Source organism: Lacrimispora sp., assembly GCF_031982545.1.
Classification (GTDB): domain Bacteria; phylum Bacillota; class Clostridia; order Lachnospirales; family Lachnospiraceae; genus Lacrimispora.
The window spans coordinates 71,103-92,845 of record NZ_DALYXB010000016.1; the positions used below are offsets into that span (position 1 = coordinate 71,103).

Annotated in this window: 23 protein-coding genes and 2 other annotated features; of the genes, 1 reads left to right on the forward strand and 22 read right to left on the reverse strand. The window is 38.5% G+C overall.

Annotated features, from left to right (window positions below; genetic code table 11):
- Positions 1 to 86: 86 nt before the first annotated feature.
- The 4 genes from ABS301_RS22310 to ABS301_RS22325 form a co-directional block, all read right to left on the reverse strand.
- A complete protein-coding gene (locus ABS301_RS22310; protein WP_349674304.1) occupies positions 87 to 674 on the reverse strand; it encodes a PadR family transcriptional regulator in 588 nt (195 codons plus the stop codon).
- A 93-nt stretch (positions 675 to 767) separates the two neighbouring features.
- Positions 768 to 1,439, reverse strand: a complete 672-nt coding sequence (locus tag ABS301_RS22315) for an HAD family hydrolase (protein ID WP_349674305.1) — start codon at positions 1,437 to 1,439, stop codon at positions 768 to 770.
- Positions 1,436 to 1,909 (reverse strand): hypothetical protein, encoded by a 474-nt coding sequence (locus ABS301_RS22320; protein ID WP_349674306.1) that lies wholly within the window; start codon positions 1,907 to 1,909, stop codon positions 1,436 to 1,438. The genes ABS301_RS22315 and ABS301_RS22320 overlap by 4 nt, the downstream gene beginning before the upstream one ends.
- Before the next feature lie 25 nt (positions 1,910 to 1,934).
- Positions 1,935 to 3,281 carry an MATE family efflux transporter gene (locus ABS301_RS22325; RefSeq protein ID WP_349674307.1) on the reverse strand — a complete coding sequence of 449 codons (1,347 nt, stop codon included), beginning with the start codon at positions 3,279 to 3,281 and terminating at the stop codon, positions 1,935 to 1,937.
- Between the two features lie 152 nt (positions 3,282 to 3,433).
- Between ABS301_RS22325 and ABS301_RS22330 the strand changes: the two genes are divergently transcribed.
- Entirely contained in the window at positions 3,434 to 4,336 is a 903-nt protein-coding gene (locus ABS301_RS22330; protein ID WP_349674308.1) for a helix-turn-helix domain-containing protein, read from the forward strand.
- Between the two features lie 9 nt (positions 4,337 to 4,345).
- Here the strand turns inward: ABS301_RS22330 and ABS301_RS22335 are convergent, their stop codons facing one another.
- From ABS301_RS22335 to ABS301_RS22420, 18 genes are all read right to left on the reverse strand, one after another.
- Positions 4,346 to 4,663 (reverse strand): hypothetical protein, encoded by a 318-nt coding sequence (locus ABS301_RS22335; RefSeq protein WP_349674309.1) that lies wholly within the window; start codon positions 4,661 to 4,663, stop codon positions 4,346 to 4,348.
- On the reverse strand, positions 4,660 to 5,517 hold the full coding sequence (locus ABS301_RS22340) for an RNA polymerase sigma factor (protein WP_349674310.1): 858 nt from the start codon (positions 5,515 to 5,517) through the stop codon (positions 4,660 to 4,662). Before ABS301_RS22340 ends, ABS301_RS22335 begins: the two co-directional genes overlap by 4 nt.
- A gap of 142 nt (positions 5,518 to 5,659) precedes the next feature.
- Complete coding sequence (locus ABS301_RS22345) at positions 5,660 to 6,682, reverse strand: transglutaminase domain-containing protein (protein WP_349674311.1); 1,023 nt, start codon at positions 6,680 to 6,682, stop codon at positions 5,660 to 5,662.
- Between the two features lie 38 nt (positions 6,683 to 6,720).
- Positions 6,721 to 7,257 (reverse strand): DUF6323 family protein, encoded by a 537-nt coding sequence (locus tag ABS301_RS22350; RefSeq protein WP_349674312.1) that lies wholly within the window; start codon positions 7,255 to 7,257, stop codon positions 6,721 to 6,723.
- 124 nt (positions 7,258 to 7,381) lie between these two features.
- Complete coding sequence (locus ABS301_RS22355; protein ID WP_349674313.1) at positions 7,382 to 9,067, reverse strand: ABC transporter ATP-binding protein; 1,686 nt, start codon at positions 9,065 to 9,067, stop codon at positions 7,382 to 7,384.
- Positions 9,068 to 9,413: 346 nt separating this feature from the next.
- A complete protein-coding gene (locus ABS301_RS22360) occupies positions 9,414 to 9,677 on the reverse strand; it encodes a Txe/YoeB family addiction module toxin (RefSeq protein ID WP_346066142.1) in 264 nt (87 codons plus the stop codon).
- Positions 9,670 to 9,936 carry a type II toxin-antitoxin system Phd/YefM family antitoxin gene (locus ABS301_RS22365; RefSeq protein WP_349674314.1) on the reverse strand — a complete coding sequence of 89 codons (267 nt, stop codon included), beginning with the start codon at positions 9,934 to 9,936 and terminating at the stop codon, positions 9,670 to 9,672. Before ABS301_RS22365 ends, ABS301_RS22360 begins: the two co-directional genes overlap by 8 nt.
- Before the next feature lie 141 nt (positions 9,937 to 10,077).
- A complete protein-coding gene (locus ABS301_RS22370; protein ID WP_349674315.1) occupies positions 10,078 to 10,767 on the reverse strand; it encodes a hypothetical protein in 690 nt (229 codons plus the stop codon).
- Positions 10,768 to 11,025: 258 nt separating this feature from the next.
- The gene (locus ABS301_RS22375; RefSeq protein ID WP_349674316.1) at positions 11,026 to 12,750 is read right to left on the reverse strand and encodes a proline--tRNA ligase; all 1,725 of its coding nucleotides are present in this window, start codon (positions 12,748 to 12,750) and stop codon (positions 11,026 to 11,028) included.
- 59 nt (positions 12,751 to 12,809) lie between these two features.
- Positions 12,810 to 13,063: a binding site (T-box leader), on the reverse strand.
- A gap of 25 nt (positions 13,064 to 13,088) precedes the next feature.
- Positions 13,089 to 13,643 carry a GNAT family N-acetyltransferase gene (locus ABS301_RS22380; RefSeq protein ID WP_349674317.1) on the reverse strand — a complete coding sequence of 185 codons (555 nt, stop codon included), beginning with the start codon at positions 13,641 to 13,643 and terminating at the stop codon, positions 13,089 to 13,091.
- A gap of 1 nt (position 13,644) precedes the next feature.
- Positions 13,645 to 15,279 carry a methionine--tRNA ligase gene (metG, locus tag ABS301_RS22385; protein ID WP_349674318.1) on the reverse strand — a complete coding sequence of 545 codons (1,635 nt, stop codon included), beginning with the start codon at positions 15,277 to 15,279 and terminating at the stop codon, positions 13,645 to 13,647.
- Positions 15,280 to 15,368: 89 nt separating this feature from the next.
- Positions 15,369 to 15,627: a binding site (T-box leader), on the reverse strand.
- A 189-nt stretch (positions 15,628 to 15,816) separates the two neighbouring features.
- On the reverse strand, positions 15,817 to 16,209 hold the full coding sequence (gene rpsI, locus ABS301_RS22390) for a 30S ribosomal protein S9 (protein WP_104439428.1): 393 nt from the start codon (positions 16,207 to 16,209) through the stop codon (positions 15,817 to 15,819).
- A 28-nt stretch (positions 16,210 to 16,237) separates the two neighbouring features.
- The gene (rplM, locus tag ABS301_RS22395; RefSeq protein ID WP_117417290.1) at positions 16,238 to 16,672 is read right to left on the reverse strand and encodes a 50S ribosomal protein L13; all 435 of its coding nucleotides are present in this window, start codon (positions 16,670 to 16,672) and stop codon (positions 16,238 to 16,240) included.
- Positions 16,673 to 16,898: 226 nt separating this feature from the next.
- The gene (gene truA / locus ABS301_RS22400; RefSeq protein ID WP_502877997.1) at positions 16,899 to 17,939 is read right to left on the reverse strand and encodes a tRNA pseudouridine(38-40) synthase TruA; all 1,041 of its coding nucleotides are present in this window, start codon (positions 17,937 to 17,939) and stop codon (positions 16,899 to 16,901) included.
- A gap of 16 nt (positions 17,940 to 17,955) precedes the next feature.
- Positions 17,956 to 18,768, reverse strand: coding sequence for an energy-coupling factor transporter transmembrane component T family protein (locus ABS301_RS22405; RefSeq protein WP_349674319.1), 813 nt, complete (start codon positions 18,766 to 18,768; stop codon positions 17,956 to 17,958).
- 13 nt (positions 18,769 to 18,781) lie between these two features.
- Positions 18,782 to 19,630, reverse strand: coding sequence for an energy-coupling factor transporter ATPase (locus tag ABS301_RS22410; protein ID WP_349674320.1), 849 nt, complete (start codon positions 19,628 to 19,630; stop codon positions 18,782 to 18,784).
- Positions 19,620 to 20,525 carry an energy-coupling factor transporter ATPase gene (locus ABS301_RS22415; RefSeq protein ID WP_349674321.1) on the reverse strand — a complete coding sequence of 302 codons (906 nt, stop codon included), beginning with the start codon at positions 20,523 to 20,525 and terminating at the stop codon, positions 19,620 to 19,622. Before ABS301_RS22415 ends, ABS301_RS22410 begins: the two co-directional genes overlap by 11 nt.
- Before the next feature lie 191 nt (positions 20,526 to 20,716).
- Positions 20,717 to 21,739 carry an N-acetylmuramoyl-L-alanine amidase family protein gene (locus ABS301_RS22420; protein ID WP_349674322.1) on the reverse strand — a complete coding sequence of 341 codons (1,023 nt, stop codon included), beginning with the start codon at positions 21,737 to 21,739 and terminating at the stop codon, positions 20,717 to 20,719.
- Positions 21,740 to 21,743 lie beyond the last annotated feature (4 nt).

The window sequence follows — 21,743 nt, forward strand, 5'->3', positions numbered from 1 at the left end:
TTCCCGCTCCTCACTATCCAACGTTGGATACAATCATATTTTTTTGCACCAAAACCATAGCTTCGTTTTGGTGCATGATTCACATTTTAACATTCATAATTCATAAAGTTTGTTTCTTTAATCAGCGCTACAATCTCTTCTGTTTCCTGAATAATTTTGTCCAGATTGTCTAACATCAGTCTATGCCAGTTTATCTGACTTTCTATGGTTGTTATCATATAATCCAAAGTAATTACTTCCATGGAACAGGGATTTTGCTCCTTCTCTTTTCTCCAGTCATTAATCCGGTTTTTCTGTACTTTTAAATCACCCATATGGTTTTCCACGCATTGAACGATCTCTTCCTTCTGAAGGCTGGCAATTATGGGATATAAAAGAAATTTTTCCGATGCTGCTCCCTGCAGAGGCTTTCCTATCTCCTTATATGCCAATATTTTAAGTACGTCTCTGCCTTTTTGTGTTATTTCATAAATCTGCTTTTTCTTTTCTCCTTCTTCCGGTTTATCAATCATGCTGATATATCCGTCTTTTTCTAATTTTTTAATTGCATAATAGATAGAACCGGATTTTATATTATTCCATTCAGACATACGATTGAGACTGATAAACCTTTGAATTTCATAGCCATGTGTCGGCTTAATACTAAAAAAGAATAGAATGAATAATTGTACCATGAAAAGCACCTCATCTGTAATGATAAAGTAATTATATATCCAACGTTGGATATAATCAAGTTTTTTATAAATATATTTAGGCTGGGGAGTTACTTAATTCTCCGTTTCTTTTGCTGTTCCCTTCTCCAGATAAAATATCACTTCCAACAAAGATGGCAGGATCATTTCTGTCATTCCTTGATATTTTATGGTTGGTTTTTTCATGTCCGGTATACAGATCACAGGAATCCGGGCAGAGTATGAAGCTTGTATTCCGGCCTCACTATCTTCCAGTACAAGACATTTTTCAGGATCAACCTTTAATTTTTTACATGCCTTCAAAAATATATCCGGATTGGGTTTTCCCTTTTCAACTTCTGTACCAAACACCATTTCATCAAAGTAGCCATCTATTCCATGTTGCACCAAAGCAAACATTGCTCTGTCTTTGGTGCTGGATGATGCCAAAGCAATCCTGTATTTATTTTTCTTCAGATAATCCAACAGCTCTCTGACACCTGGTTTTAATGAAACTCCTTTTATAAAATACTCTTTCTCCCGCGATAGCGTGTAATCCAGTCCTTCCTGTACAGAAATGGGAAGCCGGTAAAGATCCACCAGAGTTTCCATATTCCCCAGTTCTGTTTTCCCACTATAGTTCTGCGCATAATTCTCTATGGTAAAAGAGTGTCCATATTTGTTTAATAACTCCTGGTATAATTGATATGAAATCACTTCACTATCGATTAACAATCCGTCCAAATCAAAAATAACTGCTTCCATCATGCTCTGTTCCTCTCTCTTTTTAAATAATTTACTTCTCCTGCTGAAATCCGGGCAATGATAACAAGGACAGACGCCTGGTTCAGTGTGATTTCCACACGGTTATTGGAAACAATTCTGATCTCATCTGCAATGCCGACCATTCTTGATAAACGGAAATCGGAGGAACATGGAATCATTCCAATCATATCAAATGCCTCCGATTTGGATGCCTCGTTTAAAAATCCACAGCTGTTTGGAATCAGGGTTTTCCCATTACACAACAGAGTGGAACCATTGTAAATGCCACATTTAATATCCCTTTGTGAATCATAAAAATAAACGTAACAGTCAACAAGGGTGTGATATTGTTCCAATATGGGAATTCCAATATTGGGGAGAATTGTATTGTTAAAATTACGGGCTTCTAACTCAATCGCCTGAACCACTTTATAAACCACTGGTTCAAAATCACCAAATAAAACTGTTTTCATAAACAACTCCTCTCTACCGTCTCACTCAGGCAAATTCCCTGCGGTAAACAAATGGAGCGGCTAAAATAACCAGCGAGCAAATGACCCATAAGACAGGCTCACAGATACATACAGCCGGATATCCCCACACTGGTACGATCATAATGGAAAACCATACTTTCCCAATCAGTTCGATCACGCTGCATAGAAGCGGCAGCCCAGGATGCCCCAGCCCCTGCAATGCGCTCCGCATAATTACAAGAAATGCCATTGGTGGAATCATTGGTATACTGATTTGAAGGTAAAGTACTGCACTTGAAACAACTTCCTGGCTGACACTACCCGTAATGAGCTTTACTGCATTTTCTCCAAACAAAAATACAAACGTGACAGCAAACAGCCACCAGACGCCATAAATAAGGAAGGCCGTCTTAATCCCTTTCCCTATTCGTGAATTGCGATTGGCTCCATAATTCTGACTGGAATAAGTAGCAATACTTGCCGCCAGAGCAAGGCCCGGATTATAAAATAGTTCAGCCAGACGGCGTGCTCCCATCTGGGCTGCTATATAGACACTACCCAGTGCGTTGATACTGCTTTGTAAAACAACACTGCCAATGTTATAAATGGTGCTCATAAGTGCCATACTGAGCCCTGTCCAGAGCATTTTAAAAATAAAGGCAGGCTTTACAAGAAAATCCTTTTTCTCAAAGCATAGTTCCCTATAATTTTTTACAATATAAAAAAAGCATAATACCCCACTGACTCCCTGCGCAAGCACAGTTGCTATCGCTGCTCCCTGTACTCCCATTGCCAGATTTCCCATAAACAGATAGTCCAGTCCTACATTCAGCACACTGCTAAAGAGTAAAAACAGCAGCGGCGTAAAGCTGTTGCCAACTGCCTGAAGTAGACTGAATTCCAGATTATACGCCATGAACAAAGGGATTCCCACCAGTATAATGGTAAAGTAGTTAAGCGCTCCCTCCAGAGTATCCTCTGGTATCTGAAGTATCGCTAAAAGTGAATGTCGGAACAACAAAAAAAACGTAGTAAGGAGTGCTGCAAAGACACAGGAGATCGTAACCATATAGCAGACAGCATGCTTCATCTCCTTTTTTTCTCCGGCGCCAAAATACTTGCTTACAATCAAAGCCAGGCCATTATTCAATCCAAAGACAAAATTAGTAATAAGACTGTAAAGTGCTGCCGTTGCGCCAATTTCTGCCAAAGCTCCATCCCCCAGCAGATGACCCGCAATTGAAGTATCAGCCAGACTATATAACTGCTGCAATAAATTCCCGAAAAAAAGTGGCAGTGAAAAATAGAGAAGCAAATGAAACGGACTGCCTTTTGTCATATCAAGAACGCGACTTTTGTGATTCATCTGCATAAAACCTATTCCCCCTTGGCCGGTGACTAATGCAGCATTAAATACCCATATTTTATCTGTACTTCTTACTCTCATTATATACATAAATAATACTTGCTGCTTTCACACAAACGTCATATACTATAAAAAAAGCGACAAATAAGGGGAGTAAAATGATTCGAAACAGAAATTATGTTTCAACAGACAGCCACAGAAAAGAATTGCAGGAACAAGGCTTTCGGATTTTCGACCTGCTTGCCAATGAAGGAGATATCCACCAATATATTGCTGATTGCATTCCTTCCCACTGGCATCTGGAATTAGAAGTGTTTATTTTATTACATGGAAGTGTTTTGATTCAGATCGGAGACAATTCCTACTATGTTGAAGCCGGAGAAGGGTGTTTTATCAATACTGGTGTACTGCACTCCTTTACTGCAATTGTGCCTTCTCCCTGTATCTATCATTCTTTTGTATTTGACTCTGGTATTGTAGGCGGTACGCCGGGAAGTGTTTTTGATACGATGTATGTACGTCCTTTATTAAATGCAGGACCAGATTTTTTGAAATTCGGAAGAGAGGCTGAAGATAAATCGTTTTTTCAGCAGTTTAATATTGCCTTTCATGCCTGCGCGGAGGAGAAACCCGGTTATCAATTTGAAGTCCGGGAAGCAATGTCAAAAATACTGCTTTATACAAAGGAAAAGCATCAGACTATGCCCTCACGCAGAGTGCCAACGATTCAGGAATCCCGTTTGAAGCAAATGTTGGAATGGATTGACGAAAATCTAAGAAATGTGATGACAGTGAAAGAAATTGCAGATACAGCAAATATCTGTACAAGAGAATGCCAGCGCATATTCAGCCGGTATCTGCATTACAGCCCGATGGCGTATATTCAGCGGAGGCGGCTGTTGAAAGCCGCAGAGCAGCTTTCAACCACAGATGCCCCCATAACTGATATTGCTTTTGACTGTGGTTTCTCAAGCCCCAGTTATTTCACCAAGCAGTTTAAAGATCTGGTCGGCGCCACCCCCAAAGAATACCGGACTACAATACAGGAAAACCGGCTCTGATGCATGGTTTTAAATCAAATAATAGCCGGCAGTACTAATGACCGTTCCCAATATTATCGACATAACAACCATGGGAACCATCGATTTTTTATCTTCTCTGGCCACAAGGATGATAACCGGTAAGGCTAAGCCAAATCCAATCATACCACCTTTCATCCACCATACAATTCCATATAAATTAAGGTTAAATATCACAAAAGGTAGAATCAGATAAAATACAAATGCAGAAGCGATGGAATACTGATCAAGCTTCATTTTTATCATCGGCAGCACATCAAGTGTTCCTGCCGCAATCCCAATCAGCAACGTCAAAAAGAATTTTCTCATACGGTTACCTCCTCACCAGCTCCGGCAACCACTCTCATTGCGGAGGAATCCAAAAGATCTTCAATAAATCTATGGATTACATCTGGCGAGCGGTACTTGGGCAGCTGTGCGAAAATAAGGGACATCTGATCCATCTCCTCCATTGCCCGAGTGAAATTAAAGATGGATTTTTCGTCCGCTATGGACATATTGCTATACTCTAATTTATTGGGTTCCAACCGTTTTGTATGTATGGCGTATCCTACCCGCTTCTTGCAATTACATTTACCAGTCTGAGATAAACCGCAATATTCACTCAAAAATTCTCCAACCTGTTTTCGAATGCGTGAAAGGCGCTGGCGATATGCTTCTGGTGAAATTTCCAGAATTTCAGCACAAATCTTACTGTCAACTCTAAACATAACACCAAGTATATAAATCAGACGGCTTTCCGCATCCAGGCACTGAAGCATAACATTTGTGCAGGAATGTTTTAATTCATCAGCCAGAAGATTCTCGTCCACATTTTGGGTTAATTGATTTGTATTATGGATGAACCCATTATCAATATCCTGCCCATAAAATTCAAAACTGAGCTGATGCTGTGCAAACATAGACTTTTTGTAATTGATTAAATAATTTGCGGCGATGCGGTACACCCAGGTAGAAAATGCACTTTCTTTCCGGAATGAAGAAAGCTGAGTGATAACTTTAATAATAATTTCCTGGGTTGCATCCTCAGCATCAAAAGGCATTCCTAGCATTCGTAGAGACAGGTTATAGATCATATCCTTCACACTTAGAATTAATTCTTCCAGTGCCTCCCTGTCTCCTTCAACCGCCTTGTCAAATAAATCAAATATTTTGTTTTGCATGACTTGTTCCTCCTTAATTTTACGTGTCTATTATTAGACAACCAGAACTTAGCATTTGTGACAAAATATTTTATTTTTTCGTAGAAGTATTTCTAAGGCGCTACAAACACCCCAGTTCCTCTTCCTGTCAATTTTTTTGTCCCTACATTTCCGCATCATTTTCCTCTTCGTATGCATCCTCCATTTTCACCGAATCTTCCATCTGCTCCTCAAGAAATTTAACACGTACAACCGCCTGAGGCCAGTTAATGGTAATCTGACTGTGTCTGCCTTTTTCCTTTGCTTCACCAGCAATGATCTGCAATAGTTCTTCCATAACAGTCTTAGTAAGGTATCCGCCTCTCCACTGAAATGTTAATACTTTCCCCTTTTTAATTGCCTGTTGGCAGCGTTTTTTAATATCCTCCAATTTGGTGAAAGAAAGTTTCTTATCCTTATAATAGAAATGATCTCCATCTCCACACACCGGAACCTTATATATCACAGGCTCATGATCCTTAAAGATCCCTTTATCATCCAGGTTAAAATAGTCATATCTCAGTTCTTTTTTTCCTAATGTATTATCAAATGTGGCATCCAGATGATACCACACCCCATTGATCCGAACCACATTCCAGGCGTGCCTGTATTTGATGTTCTTTTCCGGATTATTCTCAGAAATAACAACAATACAGGGAATAGAAAGCCGGTCACAAAGGATCTTCACCGACTTTGCAATTCCCTCACAAACGCCCACGCCCTGCCCCAATGGCCCCAGGATTTCATGGGAATACTGTTTTTTCAGCTTATCATAAGTAACATTTTCACAGATAAAATCATGAATGTATTGTTCTTTCTCCCAATCACTTTTATCTTTCACCACCCTGGCAAGCTTCTCCACTCTGGCAGTCATTGCCACCTGATGTTCTTTAATTTTATTCTTATCAAATAAATAAACCGGCTTCATCTTTACAAGTGACGAGTTATCGTAAAAGGAATATTGAAACGTGGAAGCATAAAATATCTCCGGACAATCCAATCTCAACTTAAAAAAGATATCGCTCAGCTCAGCCCCATCGATTCTTTGCACATCAAAACTCTGTGAAAGTGACTCCAGGCCGCTCTTAATGACCTGGTAAATTCTTTGTTGCTGCTTATTCATCTGACTATAGTAATATGGTTCCATTTAATAATTCTCCTTTTCTATCTCAACCCCCATACACACTACCTCCAGCAAAGCTCTTTCAGCGTCTGTAAATACAGATCTTTATCCCACCTCTGAACAATGTCTATCTTGGAAAACTCTCCCTTACCCTGGGTAATCTTATACCCCTTGTAACCAGCCCTGATTGCCTCACTGAATATTTCAAGACAAGTGCTTTCCAGATACTCAAGATCCCCATAGCAAACATCTTCAAATTGTTCTTTCATAAAATTAAGCAATTCTTCATCTGTAATCTCATCCTGCATTTCATTCTTATACTGAAAGAAAATTTCCTGGAGCCGGATCAACGTATTCAAATAGTTATCCGGAGAAATAAAACCAGAATCACAGAAGATATATATAATCTGCGGAATCACGCTCTGGCCAAATTCAACTCTGCGTTCTGCTTTCAACGTATGGTTTTTCTCTTCAATCAAAACATCCGTATCTTCCTCCGATATTTGAAGCCCATATTTTGATGTAAACTGATTCGTTTCCTGTATCTGCTTCACCCACTGCTGCCGATTCATGACCTCAAGCCAATTTTGCTCATCCATATACATACCTCCATTCGTGTAAGTAGTATATCCCTTTTGGGCTAAATTTTGTAGTCTTGAGTTTTAACCGTTTTCATGGTAAAATATAAATGTAGAGAGGAGATTATCCTCTCTACAAATTCGTTTACTGCATGCTCTTATGATACAAGTCAGAAAAATACATTCCATTCTTTAATAGTTCATCAAATGTTCCCTGTTCAACAATATGACCATTGTAAAATACAATAATCCGGTCAAAATTTATGATGGAAGTCAGTCGGTGTGCAATTGCAATGACCGTTTTCTCTGACAAAAGGCTCAAGACTTCATTCATAACAGCCTCTTCCGTTATATTATCCAAGGCAGAAGTTGCTTCATCCAGAATAGCTATATTATTTTTTTGAAACCACAGCCTGGCTAATGCCAGCCTCTGTCTCTCACCTCCGGATAATATCATCCCACGTTCACCGATAAGCGTATCAATTCCGTTATCCATTTTTGACACAGAATCATCCAACCTCATTTTCTTTAATATTTCCCGGATATATTGGTCATTTTGATTTTGGTTATGAACAATATTTTCTCTTACGGTACCGTCAAATACCGGAGCCTCCTGTGAGATATAGCTTACATTTTTATACAGACTTTCCAGACTAATGTCCCTTAGTTCATTACCATCTATCTGAATACTGCCAGAATCATATTTTAATAATCCCAATAAGAGTTTAATTAGTGTTGTTTTTCCGGAGCCACTGCTCCCCACAAGGGCTATTTTTTCCCCCTTGTGAATCTCAACATTCAAATTATTAATGACGTTCTTATTGTTATATTGAAAGCAAAGATTTGTTATCTTAATTTCGCCTCGTTCTACTTTAACACTCGTTCCTTTCTCTAATTGCTCATCCTCTTTCATGTTAAGAATTTTTTCGAATCTGCTGTATGTAGCCTTATCCAGTTTATACTGTACAGTTAATACATTAAAGATCGCAATTGGTGTATAGGCATTTTCAACCAGAGAAATAAGTGCCACTGAGGTTCCTATTGAAACAGATTGATTCAACCAGGCGTATACAAGGATTCCTACATTTAGAAATGCCACAAGTATTGCAAATATGGTGAAGAATGCTTCATGGATCATATTCATCTTTACTTTAGATCTTATAATCTCATTCTTGGAATTTACTACTTTTACTATTTCATAAGGAAATCGGCAGCTCATTCGAAATGTCACCATCTCCATAAATCCGCGAACCAGATAATGATTCATCATTTCTTCATTGCACAAGATTTTTTCCTTGATTGAATACAATAACTTCAAAAGTAAATTCGTTGTGATAAATACAAAAACATAACCGAACAATATTAAATAAGTGATAAACGGGTTTAATTTCCATATAAAAAAGATGCTGAATAAAATGGTTGGCATTAATTGTCTGCAAACGCATAACCAATAATCAAAAATAATTCCTTTTCCTGCATTAGCCCCATTCTCAATGCTTTGTGTAAGCTTTCCTGTACCCAAAGATTGATACTCAATATACTGGATTTTACTAATCTTTTTTAAAGCCTGTACTTTAAAATCCAGATAAATTCCATGTCGAAGCTTTTGCTTCGGATATTCGTCAAAATAATTTAACAGGTAAAAACTAATTAATACAATTCCATATACCAGAATAGTATTTAATCTGATTGTGTGATCATTAAACTCATCAATTATTTTTTGAAAATATTTTATTTTATAGTTTGTTAAAAATGCAATTAATAAACCTGTTATAACGTATAAGGCAATCGCCTTTCTATTTTCTTTTATGACTTCTTTTATTTGGCTCATTCCTGTACTCCTTTTTTATTTTACCTGTTTGGAAAAAGGGTCAGTACAGTTGAGACTGTTAACATATTTTAAAATTAACCTCAGCACAATCTGCTAACAGATTATATCAACTGTACTGAGTAGTTACCTCGGATGCTTTTCAAAAGGATACACCGCCTGTCTTTGATATTTATATTCATCTACCTGAAAAGTTCACTTGCCCTAAGTGTTCAAAATAATCTTCATACAAAAAGCTCCGTTTTTGATACGATCACTATCAAAACGTATTTTTTTACGGAATGATTATTCAATATAGTAAATAATTGCTTCTAGTCTATAAAATTTTCTTTTACGCTGAACGTCTCGTTCACTTATCGCCATAATGGTATCTACAAGCCAAGATATAGATATTCTCATTATCAATTTTATATATCAACCGATCTTTATCATTTATTCTTCTGCTCCAAAAACCAGCTAGATTTCCACTTAGAGCTTCTGGCTTTCCAACTCCTTCGTTCCCATTTCTAGCAATATCTTCAATCAAATGATTTATTTTTCTTAGTGTTTTTCTATCTTCCGTCTGCCAATAAATATAATCATCCCATCCGTTCTTTGTAAACACTTTATTCATCAGCTTCTACCTCAGGAAGATCATGAGTGGATACCATTCCATTTTCTAACTGAGCCTTTGATTCAATTAACCAATCATAATTACTTTTATTTCCCATTACATATATATTTTCCATCATATTGTTATAGGATTCTTCAGACAGCATAACAACATTTTTGTTATCCTTTCTTGTAACAATCATTGTCTCATAATCATCTGTGATTTTATCCATATATGTCTTCATATTATCTCTTAACGTTGTATAATTAACTGCCAACATGAAAGCACCTCCTTATAGTACGGATTTCTGTACTTTTTATTATATCGTACAGATATCTGTACGTCAATAGTAATATTATATGCTAAATAATAAAAATAATCCCCAGGACATCACTGCCCTGAGGATTTAGATTTCGACATATTATCTCTTCGACCTTGTCTTAATTCCATTAAGCTTAAAATGAGTTGCTAAAATTTCTAAAGTTTCAGCCTTGGTATCTCTGACAGTATCAGTTCTTACCAGTGTAAAAAAGCCACTTTTCGCATACTCGTCATAATATTTTTTCCCATTCACTATCGCTATGCATGCCTTATAATTTTCCATTGTTTTTTCCGGATCCTCTGCCTTCATTATCTGCTCTTTCAAAAATGCCTTATCAGGATCCTCCCGGTCAAAGAACTTCTCGATCGATATGGCCTGGGAAGAAAGCATTACAGCTACTTGATGATAATCTGCAATCTCATGCAATATAGAAAGAGGAATATTGGTATCTACAATTACTTTTTGGTTTTGCGATATACGAATTAGTTCCACCACTTCAAACTCAGCCGCTTCCTGTGCACCTCCAAGAATCCATTTTTCATATTCTTCCGGTGTCCGATTTACAAACTCCTGCCAATCTTTCATCGTCTCGAAATAGCACAAATTAGGTTGATATTCTGGTACTTTCACATTATCCGCAACACGGGTGTGATAATTTTCTCCACATTGGATCAACCCATAATTGTCTGCCAACATTGCTACCATAGTTGACTTTCCTGCATATGCTGTTCCTGTAATAAACATTACATTTTTTAAATAGTGCTTTATTATATTATTATCAATCTTCATATTAATGTCTCCTTTATTCAACAACAAATAAACCTATGCTTTTTGCATAAAAATAACTAACTTACTATTAACTTAAACTAATTAACGTAATTTAATGTTGTTAAATAAGAAATGACACCACATAATTGGTTCCTCCAAAACAGGATTTCATTATAACTTTTATTCACTTTTATATTAGTATACTATATAAGGAAAAAAAGTGAAATAGTGATTCATCTTACTACTATCTCTTTTGATATCTGCATCTCATGCAATCTACTAGTCTATATACTTTTTATCAAGTAGCTGTATCAATTCTAAAGTCTTCTCTTTTATCAAATCCAGAGCAACTTTCATTGAGATTGTTTTATCTCGTGATATTATCTCGCAACAATTCTCTTTTATATTTCTTGGGCTTATGATGATTCTCAAAGGAACACCCAGAAGATCTGCATCTGAAAACATAACGCCTGCCCTAACAGATCTGTCATCATAAATCACTTCTATTCCGCTCCTTAGTAACTCCTCATATATCTTATTTGCAATTTCTTTTACAGCATTATCATCAGATCGTACCGCACAAATATGAACCTGCCAAGGTGCGATTGCCATAGGCCATATTGGACCAAATTCATCATGAAGAGCCTCACAAACTGATGCAACCAGTCTACCGATACCAATTCCGTAACACCCCATACTAGGGTATTGTGTAGTTCCCTCTTCATCAACAAATGTCATATTCATAGATTTTGTATATTTTGTTCCAAGCTGAAATATATTACCTACTTCAACTCCGCGAGAAATTGAAATGGATCTTTTACCACAGCATGGGCAAATACCGCCATCTTGGATTTTCGCAAGATCATGAAATGTAGCATTTTCTATATCACGTCCTATATCTAATCCAGTGTAGTGATGGCCCAATCTATTTCCACCACAAACTATATTATTTGCATTATCCAGAGATTTATCATACAAAATTGTATAATTGCCTTCCAACAAATATGGTCCAATATAGCCTGTGGCCAGCTCACTCTCAACTATTATAGTCGCTGTATGAATATCATATCCAAGAAGATTGGATAGCTTTGTTTCATTAACGTCGAGGTCTCCTCTGATAAAAACTACAATATATGAATTATCACTATTCTTCTGATACACAACGGCTTTACAGGTTTTTTCTTTTGTGACATGAAGAAATCCACAAACTTCTTCCATAGTCTTAATATCTGGAGTACTTACAAGTTTGATATTATCCGAAATATTATCTCTTTCATTGCAAACTACACTATCTGCCGCTTCCATATTTGCCTTATAACTGCAATTACTGCAGATAACTATGGAATCCTCACCGATTGGTGTTAAGAGCATGAATTCATGCGATATATTCCCCCCCATCATGCCAGAGTCTGATGCTACGGAAATCACTTCCGGTACTCCAACTCTGCTAAAAATACGTCCATATGCTTGATAACAGCGTTCATAATAATTTTCCAAATCAGCCTGATTTATGTGAAATGAATAAGCGTCTTTCATAGTGAACTCTCGTACCCGAATCAAACCGCCTCTTGGTCTGGCTTCATCTCGGAACTTTGTTTGAATCTGGTACACCATAAAAGGATATTTGGAATAACTCTGTGCATAATCTCGCACAAGTTGAACTGCAGCTTCTTCATGTGTCATACCTAATACGAGTGGATTTTTGTTTCGATCATAAAATCGAACAAGCTCATTCCCAATACTTTCATATCTGCCTGACTCTTGCCAGAGAGAAGCTGGCATAACAACTGGAAACTGAACTTCCTGTCCATCAATCTTATCCATTTCCTCTCTAATGATTTTTTCAATTTTACGAGTGATCCGTTTTAATGGCAGTAGTGACGAATAAATGCCATTTCCAACATATTTCATATAACCACCACGAATCATAAGTGCATGACTATCAATTACACAGTCACTTGGTCTTTCCTTAAACCTTTCGCCAACCAGCTTTTCTAACTTCATATAGATACCTCCAAATTTATTTTTGAATACAAAAAGCCCTAAGCACGACAAATACTCATGCTTAGGGCGAACTATAATCAAGTCCGTGGTACCACCTAAATTTGGAATTATTCCACTCTCTTGGTACGAAGCAAATGCTTGATACCTTATCTCTGTAACGGGAGAACCCGGTGACACTTACTAAAAAAGTATTTCGCTTTTTGTTCGGCTAACAGCTCAAAGATAGGTTGGGCATTTCTTCATTAAAGGCTCGCACCTACCGCCTCTTCTCTGAAAATCCAAAATGCTTACTAATTCTTATCATAGCTTTTGTATTCAATTGGATTCTATAATCATATTTATCTAATGTATATCGTCTTGGTAATTCCATATATAGCCACATCACATATGCCTGTATTGTTTTTACCAGCTTCTAATAACGTTCCTTCATATAAAAGCCCCGATTTTTTCATAACCTTCCCCGAATTTGGATTGCATACATCATGCCGTGCAAAGATTCTATTACACTCAACTTTTTCAAATAGAAATTTGATAACTTCTTTAAAAGCTTCACTGGTAATTCCTCTATTCCAATATTCTTCTCCAATGCAATATCCAATCTCTACTGAATTGATTTCCTCTTCCATATGAACGATTCCGAAGCTACCAATAGCTTGCTGATTTTCTCTCCACTCAACGCACCATTGGTAATTTTTCATGTCTTCGTTTTTACTTACCCATAAATCCACAACAGATTTTGTTATATCCTTAGAAGTGTGCGTCGGCCACGTTAAATATTTGGTAACATTATTATTACTTGCCCAATTCTGATACATATCTTCAACATCAGTTTCTTTAAATGGTCTTAATACTAGTCGCTTTGTTTCAAGAGTCTTTGTACCTAAATGATTCATCTTATACTTCCTCCTGCTTTTCCAATTTAGCTTTTTCCTCTTCAATTATTTTTTTATCAATTCTTTCAAATAATATTTCTATTTCTGGTAATTGATAACCGGTCAATACATATTGCTTTTCCCATACATTACTTATTTTTAGCCACCTACAAACCTTTTCAGATGAAAATGGCAAAAATGGATGTAACAATATTGCTAAATTAGCTATAATTTGAACACAATTAAAAAGTGTGTTATCACAAGCCTCAACATCTGTAACTCTTGTAATCCAAGGCTGCTCAATGTCAAAGAATTTATTTGCATATCGTACAAATTCAAATATTCCATCAATGGCATCCCTTAGATTACCTGCCTCTACTTTTTCTCCTGTTTCACAAAATAACTGATCAATTTTCACCTCAACTTCTGAATTCAAATTCCCAGCCGGAATAATTCCATTCATATATCTATTGATAAAAGCAAGTGTTCTATTGATAAAGTTACCATATGCACCAAGCAACTCACCATTATGGCTATTCACATACTCTCGCCATGAAAAATCTGCATCCTTTTTTTCGGGTCCATTTGCCAACAAGTAATATCTAATAGAATCCGCATTATATCTATTTATAATATCCTTTATCCAAATTGCATAATTCTGACTTGTGGATATTTTTCTGCCTTCCAAGGTCAAATATTCACTTGATATAATCTCATCTGGCAAATGCCATCCATTTCCATTGGCAATAAGCAATGCTGGTAAAATAATAGTATGAAAAGGAATATTATCTTTTCCATGAACATAATAATGTTTCGCATTTACTCCCCAAATTTTTTTATAATCCTCACCATTTTGTTCTGCCGCAATTTGACTGGCAGATAAATATCCCAGAACATTTTCTGCCCAGATATAAATTTTCTTATCCTCAAATCCTTCTTTTGGAACATCTATTCCCCAATCCAAATCACGCGTAAGTGCCCTGTCTTTTAAGCCTTCATTTATATAGCGGTTTGTAAATGATATTGCATTTTTTCTCCAATTCGGATTGTTATTAACTAACGCTTTTAATTGATCCGCCATTTTTGAAATAGCAATATACAGATGAGTTGCATTTTTAAACGAAATTCTATTGCCACAAATAGCACAAACTGGATCTACTAATCCTTCTGGTTCTAATACTGTTCCACAAAAGTCACATTGATCCCCTCTTGTATCATTCCCACATTTCGGACATTTTCCAGTCACAAACCTATCCGCCAGAAAATTATTACAACAATCACAATATGCCTGTGGAGCTTCTTTTTCATAAACATAATTACTCTTATAAAGTTTTTCATGAAACTGTCTCACAAAATTCTTATGCTCTTCAGAAGACGTTTTTGTATAGACACCATAACTAAATCCTAATCGTTCAAAACAATCTCTAAATTCTTCATGATAATAATCGCTCACTTCTTGCGGTGATTTATTTTCGTTCTTTGCACGTATCGCTACAGGAGTTCCATGACAGTCACTACCTGATACATAATATACTTTATCTCCTATTGCTCTATGATACCGAGCAATTACATCTCCTGGCAATAACCCAGCTATGTGACCTAGGTGCAATGAGCCATTTGCATATGGCCATGCACCACCAACTAAAATGTTTCTCATATAACATTCCTCATTTCTTTTTTATTGTGATAACAAATCTAAATTTTAAAAAGCAAATAAAAAAGCCCTCCTCTCTGAAAAATTTCTTTTTCAGGGACGAGAGCGAAGCTTCGTGTTACCACCCTAAATTCACCTATACCTCACGATACAGGTCTTATCAACTACGGACGAGAAATGATTCATCGATAGTCTATCACTGTAACGGGTGCACCCGTCGTAGCCTAAACAATATGTTTCGGTACGCAGCTCAGAGGCCATATTCAACCATTTTATAACTTTCCTCATTTTCACCATCTTGAGGTCTCTGTAAAAGCGCAAATAGTTTACTCTTCTCTTCAATGCCTTTATTATATAAATTTCTAATAATTATATATTTTGAATTCTTATTTGTCAATGTTTAACTACTACTATTTTCTTCAAAATATGTATTCATGCTTCATCAATTATAAATGATGCAAAAAACCTCCCAAGAGAAATGTCCTGAGAGGTTCTGAATTGTATTGAGTTGTTCTGAGACGTCCTGCGTCGCAGTAATGATTATCTCTTTGAGAACTGCGGCGCACGACGAGCTGCCTTTAAGCCGTATTTCTTTCTTTCTTTCATTCTTGGATCTCTTGTTAAATATCCAGCTTTTTTAAGAACTGGACGGAATTCAATGTCTGCTTTCAGTAAAGCTCTAGCGATACCGTGTCTTACAGCACCAGCCTGTCCGGTGAAACCACCGCCGTGTACGTTTACTAAAACGTCGAACTTATCTACTGTCTCTGTTGCTGTTAATGGCTGACGAACTACAACCTTTAATGTCTCAAGACCGAAGTACTGATCGATGTCTCTCTTATTGATAGTGATCTTACCTGTACCTGGTACTAAATATACTCTAGCGATAGATTTTTTTCTTCTACCTGTTCCGTAAAATTTTGCATTAGCCATGATAACTTCCTCCTTTCAGCACCTCTGATTAAAATTTGAATTCTAAAACTTCTGGTTTCTGAGCAGCATTATCATGTTCTGCGCCAGCGTATACGTGAAGTTTTGTTATCATGCTTCTTCCTAAAGGTCCCTTTGGAAGCATTCCCTTAACTGCTAATTCAATAACTCTTTCAGGCTTTTTAGCCATCATTTCTCTTAAAGTTGTTTCTTTCATACCGCCAACATAGTCAGAATGGCTGTAGTAAATCTTCTGATCTAATTTTTTACCGGTAACTTCAATCTTATTTGCGTTTACTACGATTACATAATCACCGCAATCCATATGTGGTGTGTAAATCGGTTTGTTTTTTCCTCTTAATACTTTAGCTACTTCTGAAGCCAAGCGTCCTAATGTATATCCTGTAGCGTCAACTACGTACCATTTTCTTTCAATTGTTGCTGGACTAGCCATAAAAGTCTTCATTGGACAACCTCCTGTAAATTATGGTGTTTTTAAGCATTATGGTGCGAAAAATCGTCACCATTTCTCGAAAAGCTGAAAACAACTTTCCAAAAGTTATATTACAAAATGCTCATTCCGGGGCTTGGCTTGAACATTTTCGTCTAACGTCACAGTTATACATTATATTACATTTCCACCTGTGTGTCAACCTTTTTTCCTGCAAAAACAAGGGTTTTTTCCTTTAAAATCAAGGCTTTGCATGCTGACTTCCAGTTACCATCCATCCATTTCCTGATTCGTCAGAATGAAACGTGTAAAATCCGTACGCTCTGCCTGGAATAATCCGGTTATCCTCTTCCTCATCTTTTACCAATACCGTATGCGCCCCGTTTCTCACCGCCTGATGCACCACACGGATCAGGAGCCGCTCAAAATCCTCTTTCCTGCATCTGTGAATCACCAGACTTGCTTCCTTATGGGATGGAATCCGATGCTGATAAAGAGTATAGCTCCACTCCTTATTTTCACCCTTAATTTCTTTCTCAAGTTCTTTTTCATACTCAAGGCTTACCAGAGTAAGACCTTTTGCTGCTGCTTTCGGTCCTGCTGCATTCCGGTCCCTGGCATCTATGATCTCTTCCACATGGTGGGGAGGATAAACTCCCATGCCCACCTTCATCAGGGTTCCCGCAATGATTCTCACCATGTTATATAAAAATCCATTGCCCTTGATCCGGATTGTTATGAGATCATCAGACTTTAGAACCTCGAGGCTGTAAATGGTACGCACCGTCTCTTCTGCCTGTCCTCTGGCAGTACAGAAGCTTTTAAAATCATGTTCTCCCACCAGATAGGCCGCAGCTTCTCTCATCTTCTCCACATCAAGGGGATAATAGCAGAAATAGCTGTACAGCCGCATAGTTGGAATTTCGATCTTCCGGTTCATTATTTTATAATCATATGTTTTAACGCAGTTCTGCTTCCTTGGGTGGTAGGTTTCCGATACCTCTTCTGAATGAAGTACCCGTATGTCATCTGGCAGCCTTTGATTCAAGGCAAAGCAGATCTTGTCTGCAGGCATTCGGTTTTCTGTATCAAAAACTGCCACATTTCCCTCCGAATGCACTCCGGAATCTGTCCTGCTGGCGCCTGTAACAGTGACCGGCTCCTTTAATAAGTCTGTCAGAGTCCGGTTTAAAACCTCCTCAATGGTGATTCCATTGTTCTGAATCTGCCAGCCGCAGTAATTGGTTCCGTCGTAGGCAACGATCATCTTAACCCGTTTCATAAATCCTCCTTTGTTCTTAAAAGCTCTGCACTCTCAGGATCCGGAGACCTATGATGATGGCAAGGTAAAGAACATATACCAGATATGTGACCCGGTCCTGATTTCCGTACTTAAGAGGCTTCATCTTCGTCCGGCCTTCTCCGCCACGGTAGCATCTTGCTTCCATCGCCATAGCCAGGTCTGTGGCGCGGCGGAATGCTGAGATAAAAAGAGGAACCAGAAGAGGTATCATGTTTTTCGCTTTCTGGATCAGATTCCCAGTCTCAAAGTCCGCGCCTCTTGCCATCTGTGCTTTCATGATCTTATCTGTCTCTTCTACCAGAATGGGAATGAACCGCAGTGCAATGGACATCATCATGGATACCTCATGAACCGGCACACGGAAACGGTTTAAGAAATCAAGACTCTTTTCCAGACCGTCCGTCAGCTGGTTGGGTGTGGTGGTCAGTGTCATGATAGAAGAACCTACAACCAGATAGATTAACCGGATTCCCATAAATCCAGCAACAATAATTCCTTCCTTTGTAATCTTTAAAAATCCCAAAGATACAACTGCTGTTCCTGGTGTCAGAAACAGATTAAAGCTGACGCTGATCAGCAGCAGAAATACAATTGCTTTTAAGCCTCTGATCATGAACTTAAGAGGAACATTACTGAGCTTAATGGCGGTTGCAAGAAATACAGTCGCGATCACATAAGCCCAGATATCATTTGCAATAAATAGGGATATGATAAAAACCATGGTCCCAAACAGCTTTGTCCGGGGATCCAGCTTATGAAGAATGGATTCCACCGGATAATACTGCCCTAATGTAATATCTTTCAGCATAATATCTCCCTGTCTATTTTCCCAGAAGCCTTATAATCTCGTCTCTGGCCTCTTCAATTGTTGTAATGCTGGTATCAATGGGAACACCGTGGGATTTCAGGGTTTGAACCACATATGTGATCTCAGGAGCTGCCAGACCCATTGCTTCCAGTTCCTTATAATGCTGAAATACTTCCTTTGGTGTATCATCAAACACTTTTTCTCCATGGTTCATGACCAGAATCCGGTCTACGTACCGTGCCACATCCTCCATACTGTGAGACACCAGAATAATAGTCATATTCCGTTCCTCATGCAGACGCTTGATCTGATCCAGAATCTCATCTCTTCCTTTTGGATCCAATCCCGCTGTAGGCTCGTCAAGAATCAGTACATCAGGATTCATGGCGAGGACACCAGCGATTGCAACCCGCCGCTTCTGACCCCCGGAAAGTTCAAAGGGAGACCGCTTATAGTAGCTTTCGTCAAGACCTACCATGGTAAGGGCTTCCTTTGCCCGTTTCGCTGCCTCTTCCTTATTGAGACCCTGATTCTTAGGTCCAAAACAGACATCGGTAAATACATCAATTTCGAAAAGCTGATGCTCGGGATACTGAAATACCAGTCCAACATGACTTCTCAGCCCCCGCATATTGTAGCCTTCCTCATAAATATTTCTTCCATTATAATATAGTTTTCCGTCGGTAGCACGGAGCAGTCCGTTTAAATGCTGGATCAAGGTTGATTTTCCGGAACCGGTATGGCCGATCAGACCCACGAATTCCCCAGCCTCTATCTCCAGGTTCACATCCTTTAATGCATGCTGTTCAAAGGCTGTGCCTTTTCCATATATATAATTAATATGCTCTGCTTTAATTGCCATGGCTTCCTCCGTTCTCCAGAATCACTTCTCCGGGGAAACGCTCTGCAAACCGTGGTAAAAGATTCTCCATCAGTTCATCCAGTGTCAATATCCCATCGGGCAGATCAAGGCCTTTCTGCTTTAACTCATAAGCAAGCTCTGTGACCTGTGGAACATCTAAACGGTAGGACTTTAGTTTCTCCACCTGTGAGAATATCTCACGTGGCGTTCCGTCCATTACTACCTTACCCTCATCCATAACAATCACTCTGTCAGCGCCTGTTACTTCTTCCATGTAATGGGTGATAAGAAGAACTGTGATTTCCTCTTTCCTGTTCAGTTCGTGAACGGTTTTCACTACCTCTTTGCGTCCGTTAGGATCTAACATGGCTGTAGGCTCATCTAAGACGATACACTGGGGTCTCATCGCCATTACGCCGGCTATGGCAACACGCTGCTTCTGACCGCCAGAAAGCCTGTTGGGGGACTTTAGGCGGTGTGCTGCCATACCTACGCTTTTTAAGCTTTCATCCACCCGTTTCCAGATCTCCTCTGTAGGAACACCCAGATTTTCCGGGCCGAATCCCACATCCTCTTCAACGATATTTCCTATAATCTGATTATCCGGGTTCTGAAAAACCATTCCTGTCTTTTTACGGACTTCCCATAGATTTTCTTCCCTGGAAGTATCTAAATCCTGAATCCATACCGTACCCTCAGTGGGCAGCAATATGGCATTCAGCTGTTTGGCAAAGGTGGATTTCCCCGATCCGTTATGGCCAAGGATCGCAATGAACTGACCCTTTTCCAGATCCAGGCTCACACCGTCGATGGCACGTTTAATTTCTTCAATATTTTCTTCTTCATCTTTTCTGATATAATCAAATATCAGTTTCGACGTTTTTATTATTCCCATAGCAAGCCTTTCTTTAAAAGTGATACACCCGTATGCCACATAATTTTAGTTGAATATTGCATAACAGTCAAGCGTCGGCATGTATCTTTTGCAAAAACCAAGGATTTAAAGCGAAAATTGGCAAAAAAACGTTTCACCTAAGAAAAAAAGACAGATGGTACAGATGCTTCCATCTATACCATCTATCTGCTTTATTGTACCCATAAGCCTGATTCATTAACCTTATAATTTCCGTCTACCGTTGTATTGGTTGCCAGGCTTCCGTCACCATTTAGATAATACCATTTTCCGGGAACCGGCTGAATCCATCCGGTCGCCATATCTCCGTCGGTATTAAAGTAATACCAGATTCCATTAAGCTCCTGCCAGCCAGTCTTCATAGTGGCTTCTGAGTCCATATAGTACCATTTCTCATCAACCTTTTGCCAGCCGGTTACAGCGTAACCATCCTGTTTAAAATAATACCATTTGCCACTGATCATTTTCCAGCTGTCAGTCACATAGTTGCCATCTTCCCCGCGGTACTTCTTACCATCCTGATAAGTTGCCCATACGCCCAGTGTCTCTCCCAGTTCCTGTACTACAGAATCATCAGAGGTAGTGATATCTCCCTCTTTTAAATAATCATCCTGAGATGAATCCTTTAAAATAGCCTTTACTGTGTAAAAGTATTTATAACCGCTGTTCATATAAGGAAGAAGATCTGCTGATGTGGAAGATGTGGTCAGGCTTTTAATCCAGATTCCGCCCTCCTGATATAAAACCACCTGGTATCTGGATGCGAAAGGAACCTTTTTCCAGGACGCCTTGGTCTTAGCCGTATCACTCCAGCCTGCCTTTTCCGGAGCCTCCAGCTTTGCTACAGGAACATAGGAGAAGGTAACGACAGTCTCTCCGTCCTGACTATTCACAGAAAGAAGATTGGCACCTTTTACAGTACAGTCCGATCTCTCGTAAGAACCAGCGATATGAATGGTACCCTTTACTTTCTTTCCTGGCTCCCATTTATCCTCTTTAATGCTCCATTCCGGACTTTCTTCTGAATAATTCACTTTTACAGTTGGCATATTAATTCCATCTGTCCACGAACTCTTACTGCCATTCTCTACGTAAATCCTTAAGCTTCCTGACGCTGATGCCGTTATTCCGGTACCAAGAATCATGATCATGCATAAAAGCAGAAACCATATTCCTTTCCCTTTTCTCCAATTCATCAAT

Bases quoted from the DNA above. Each gene is read 5' to 3' on its own strand.
- ABS301_RS22310 (WP_349674304.1), bottom strand. From the start codon at position 674: ATGGTACAATTATTCATTCTATTCTTTTTTAGTATTAAGCCGACACAT.
- ABS301_RS22315 (WP_349674305.1), bottom strand. From the start codon at position 1,439: ATGATGGAAGCAGTTATTTTTGATTTGGACGGATTGTTAATCGATAGT.
- ABS301_RS22320 (WP_349674306.1), bottom strand. From the start codon at position 1,909: ATGAAAACAGTTTTATTTGGTGATTTTGAACCAGTGGTTTATAAAGTG.
- ABS301_RS22325 (WP_349674307.1), bottom strand. From the start codon at position 3,281: ATGCAGATGAATCACAAAAGTCGCGTTCTTGATATGACAAAAGGCAGT.
- ABS301_RS22330 (WP_349674308.1), top strand. From the start codon at position 3,434: ATGATTCGAAACAGAAATTATGTTTCAACAGACAGCCACAGAAAAGAA.
- ABS301_RS22335 (WP_349674309.1), bottom strand. From the start codon at position 4,663: ATGAGAAAATTCTTTTTGACGTTGCTGATTGGGATTGCGGCAGGAACA.
- ABS301_RS22340 (WP_349674310.1), bottom strand. From the start codon at position 5,517: ATGCAAAACAAAATATTTGATTTATTTGACAAGGCGGTTGAAGGAGAC.
- ABS301_RS22345 (WP_349674311.1), bottom strand. From the start codon at position 6,682: ATGGAACCATATTACTATAGTCAGATGAATAAGCAGCAACAAAGAATT.
- ABS301_RS22350 (WP_349674312.1), bottom strand. From the start codon at position 7,257: ATGGATGAGCAAAATTGGCTTGAGGTCATGAATCGGCAGCAGTGGGTG.
- ABS301_RS22355 (WP_349674313.1), bottom strand. From the start codon at position 9,067: ATGAGCCAAATAAAAGAAGTCATAAAAGAAAATAGAAAGGCGATTGCC.
- ABS301_RS22360 (WP_346066142.1), bottom strand. From the start codon at position 9,677: ATGAATAAAGTGTTTACAAAGAACGGATGGGATGATTATATTTATTGG.
- ABS301_RS22365 (WP_349674314.1), bottom strand. From the start codon at position 9,936: ATGTTGGCAGTTAATTATACAACGTTAAGAGATAATATGAAGACATAT.
- ABS301_RS22370 (WP_349674315.1), bottom strand. From the start codon at position 10,767: ATGAAGATTGATAATAATATAATAAAGCACTATTTAAAAAATGTAATG.
- ABS301_RS22375 (WP_349674316.1), bottom strand. From the start codon at position 12,750: ATGAAGTTAGAAAAGCTGGTTGGCGAAAGGTTTAAGGAAAGACCAAGT.
- ABS301_RS22380 (WP_349674317.1), bottom strand. From the start codon at position 13,643: ATGAATCATTTAGGTACAAAGACTCTTGAAACAAAGCGACTAGTATTA.
- metG (WP_349674318.1), bottom strand. From the start codon at position 15,279: ATGAGAAACATTTTAGTTGGTGGTGCATGGCCATATGCAAATGGCTCA.
- rpsI (WP_104439428.1), bottom strand. From the start codon at position 16,209: ATGGCTAATGCAAAATTTTACGGAACAGGTAGAAGAAAAAAATCTATC.
- rplM (WP_117417290.1), bottom strand. From the start codon at position 16,672: ATGAAGACTTTTATGGCTAGTCCAGCAACAATTGAAAGAAAATGGTAC.
- truA (WP_502877997.1), bottom strand. From the start codon at position 17,939: ATGAAACGGGTTAAGATGATCGTTGCCTACGACGGAACCAATTACTGC.
- ABS301_RS22405 (WP_349674319.1), bottom strand. From the start codon at position 18,768: ATGCTGAAAGATATTACATTAGGGCAGTATTATCCGGTGGAATCCATT.
- ABS301_RS22410 (WP_349674320.1), bottom strand. From the start codon at position 19,630: ATGGCAATTAAAGCAGAGCATATTAATTATATATATGGAAAAGGCACA.
- ABS301_RS22415 (WP_349674321.1), bottom strand. From the start codon at position 20,525: ATGGGAATAATAAAAACGTCGAAACTGATATTTGATTATATCAGAAAA.
- ABS301_RS22420 (WP_349674322.1), bottom strand. From the start codon at position 21,739: ATGAATTGGAGAAAAGGGAAAGGAATATGGTTTCTGCTTTTATGCATG.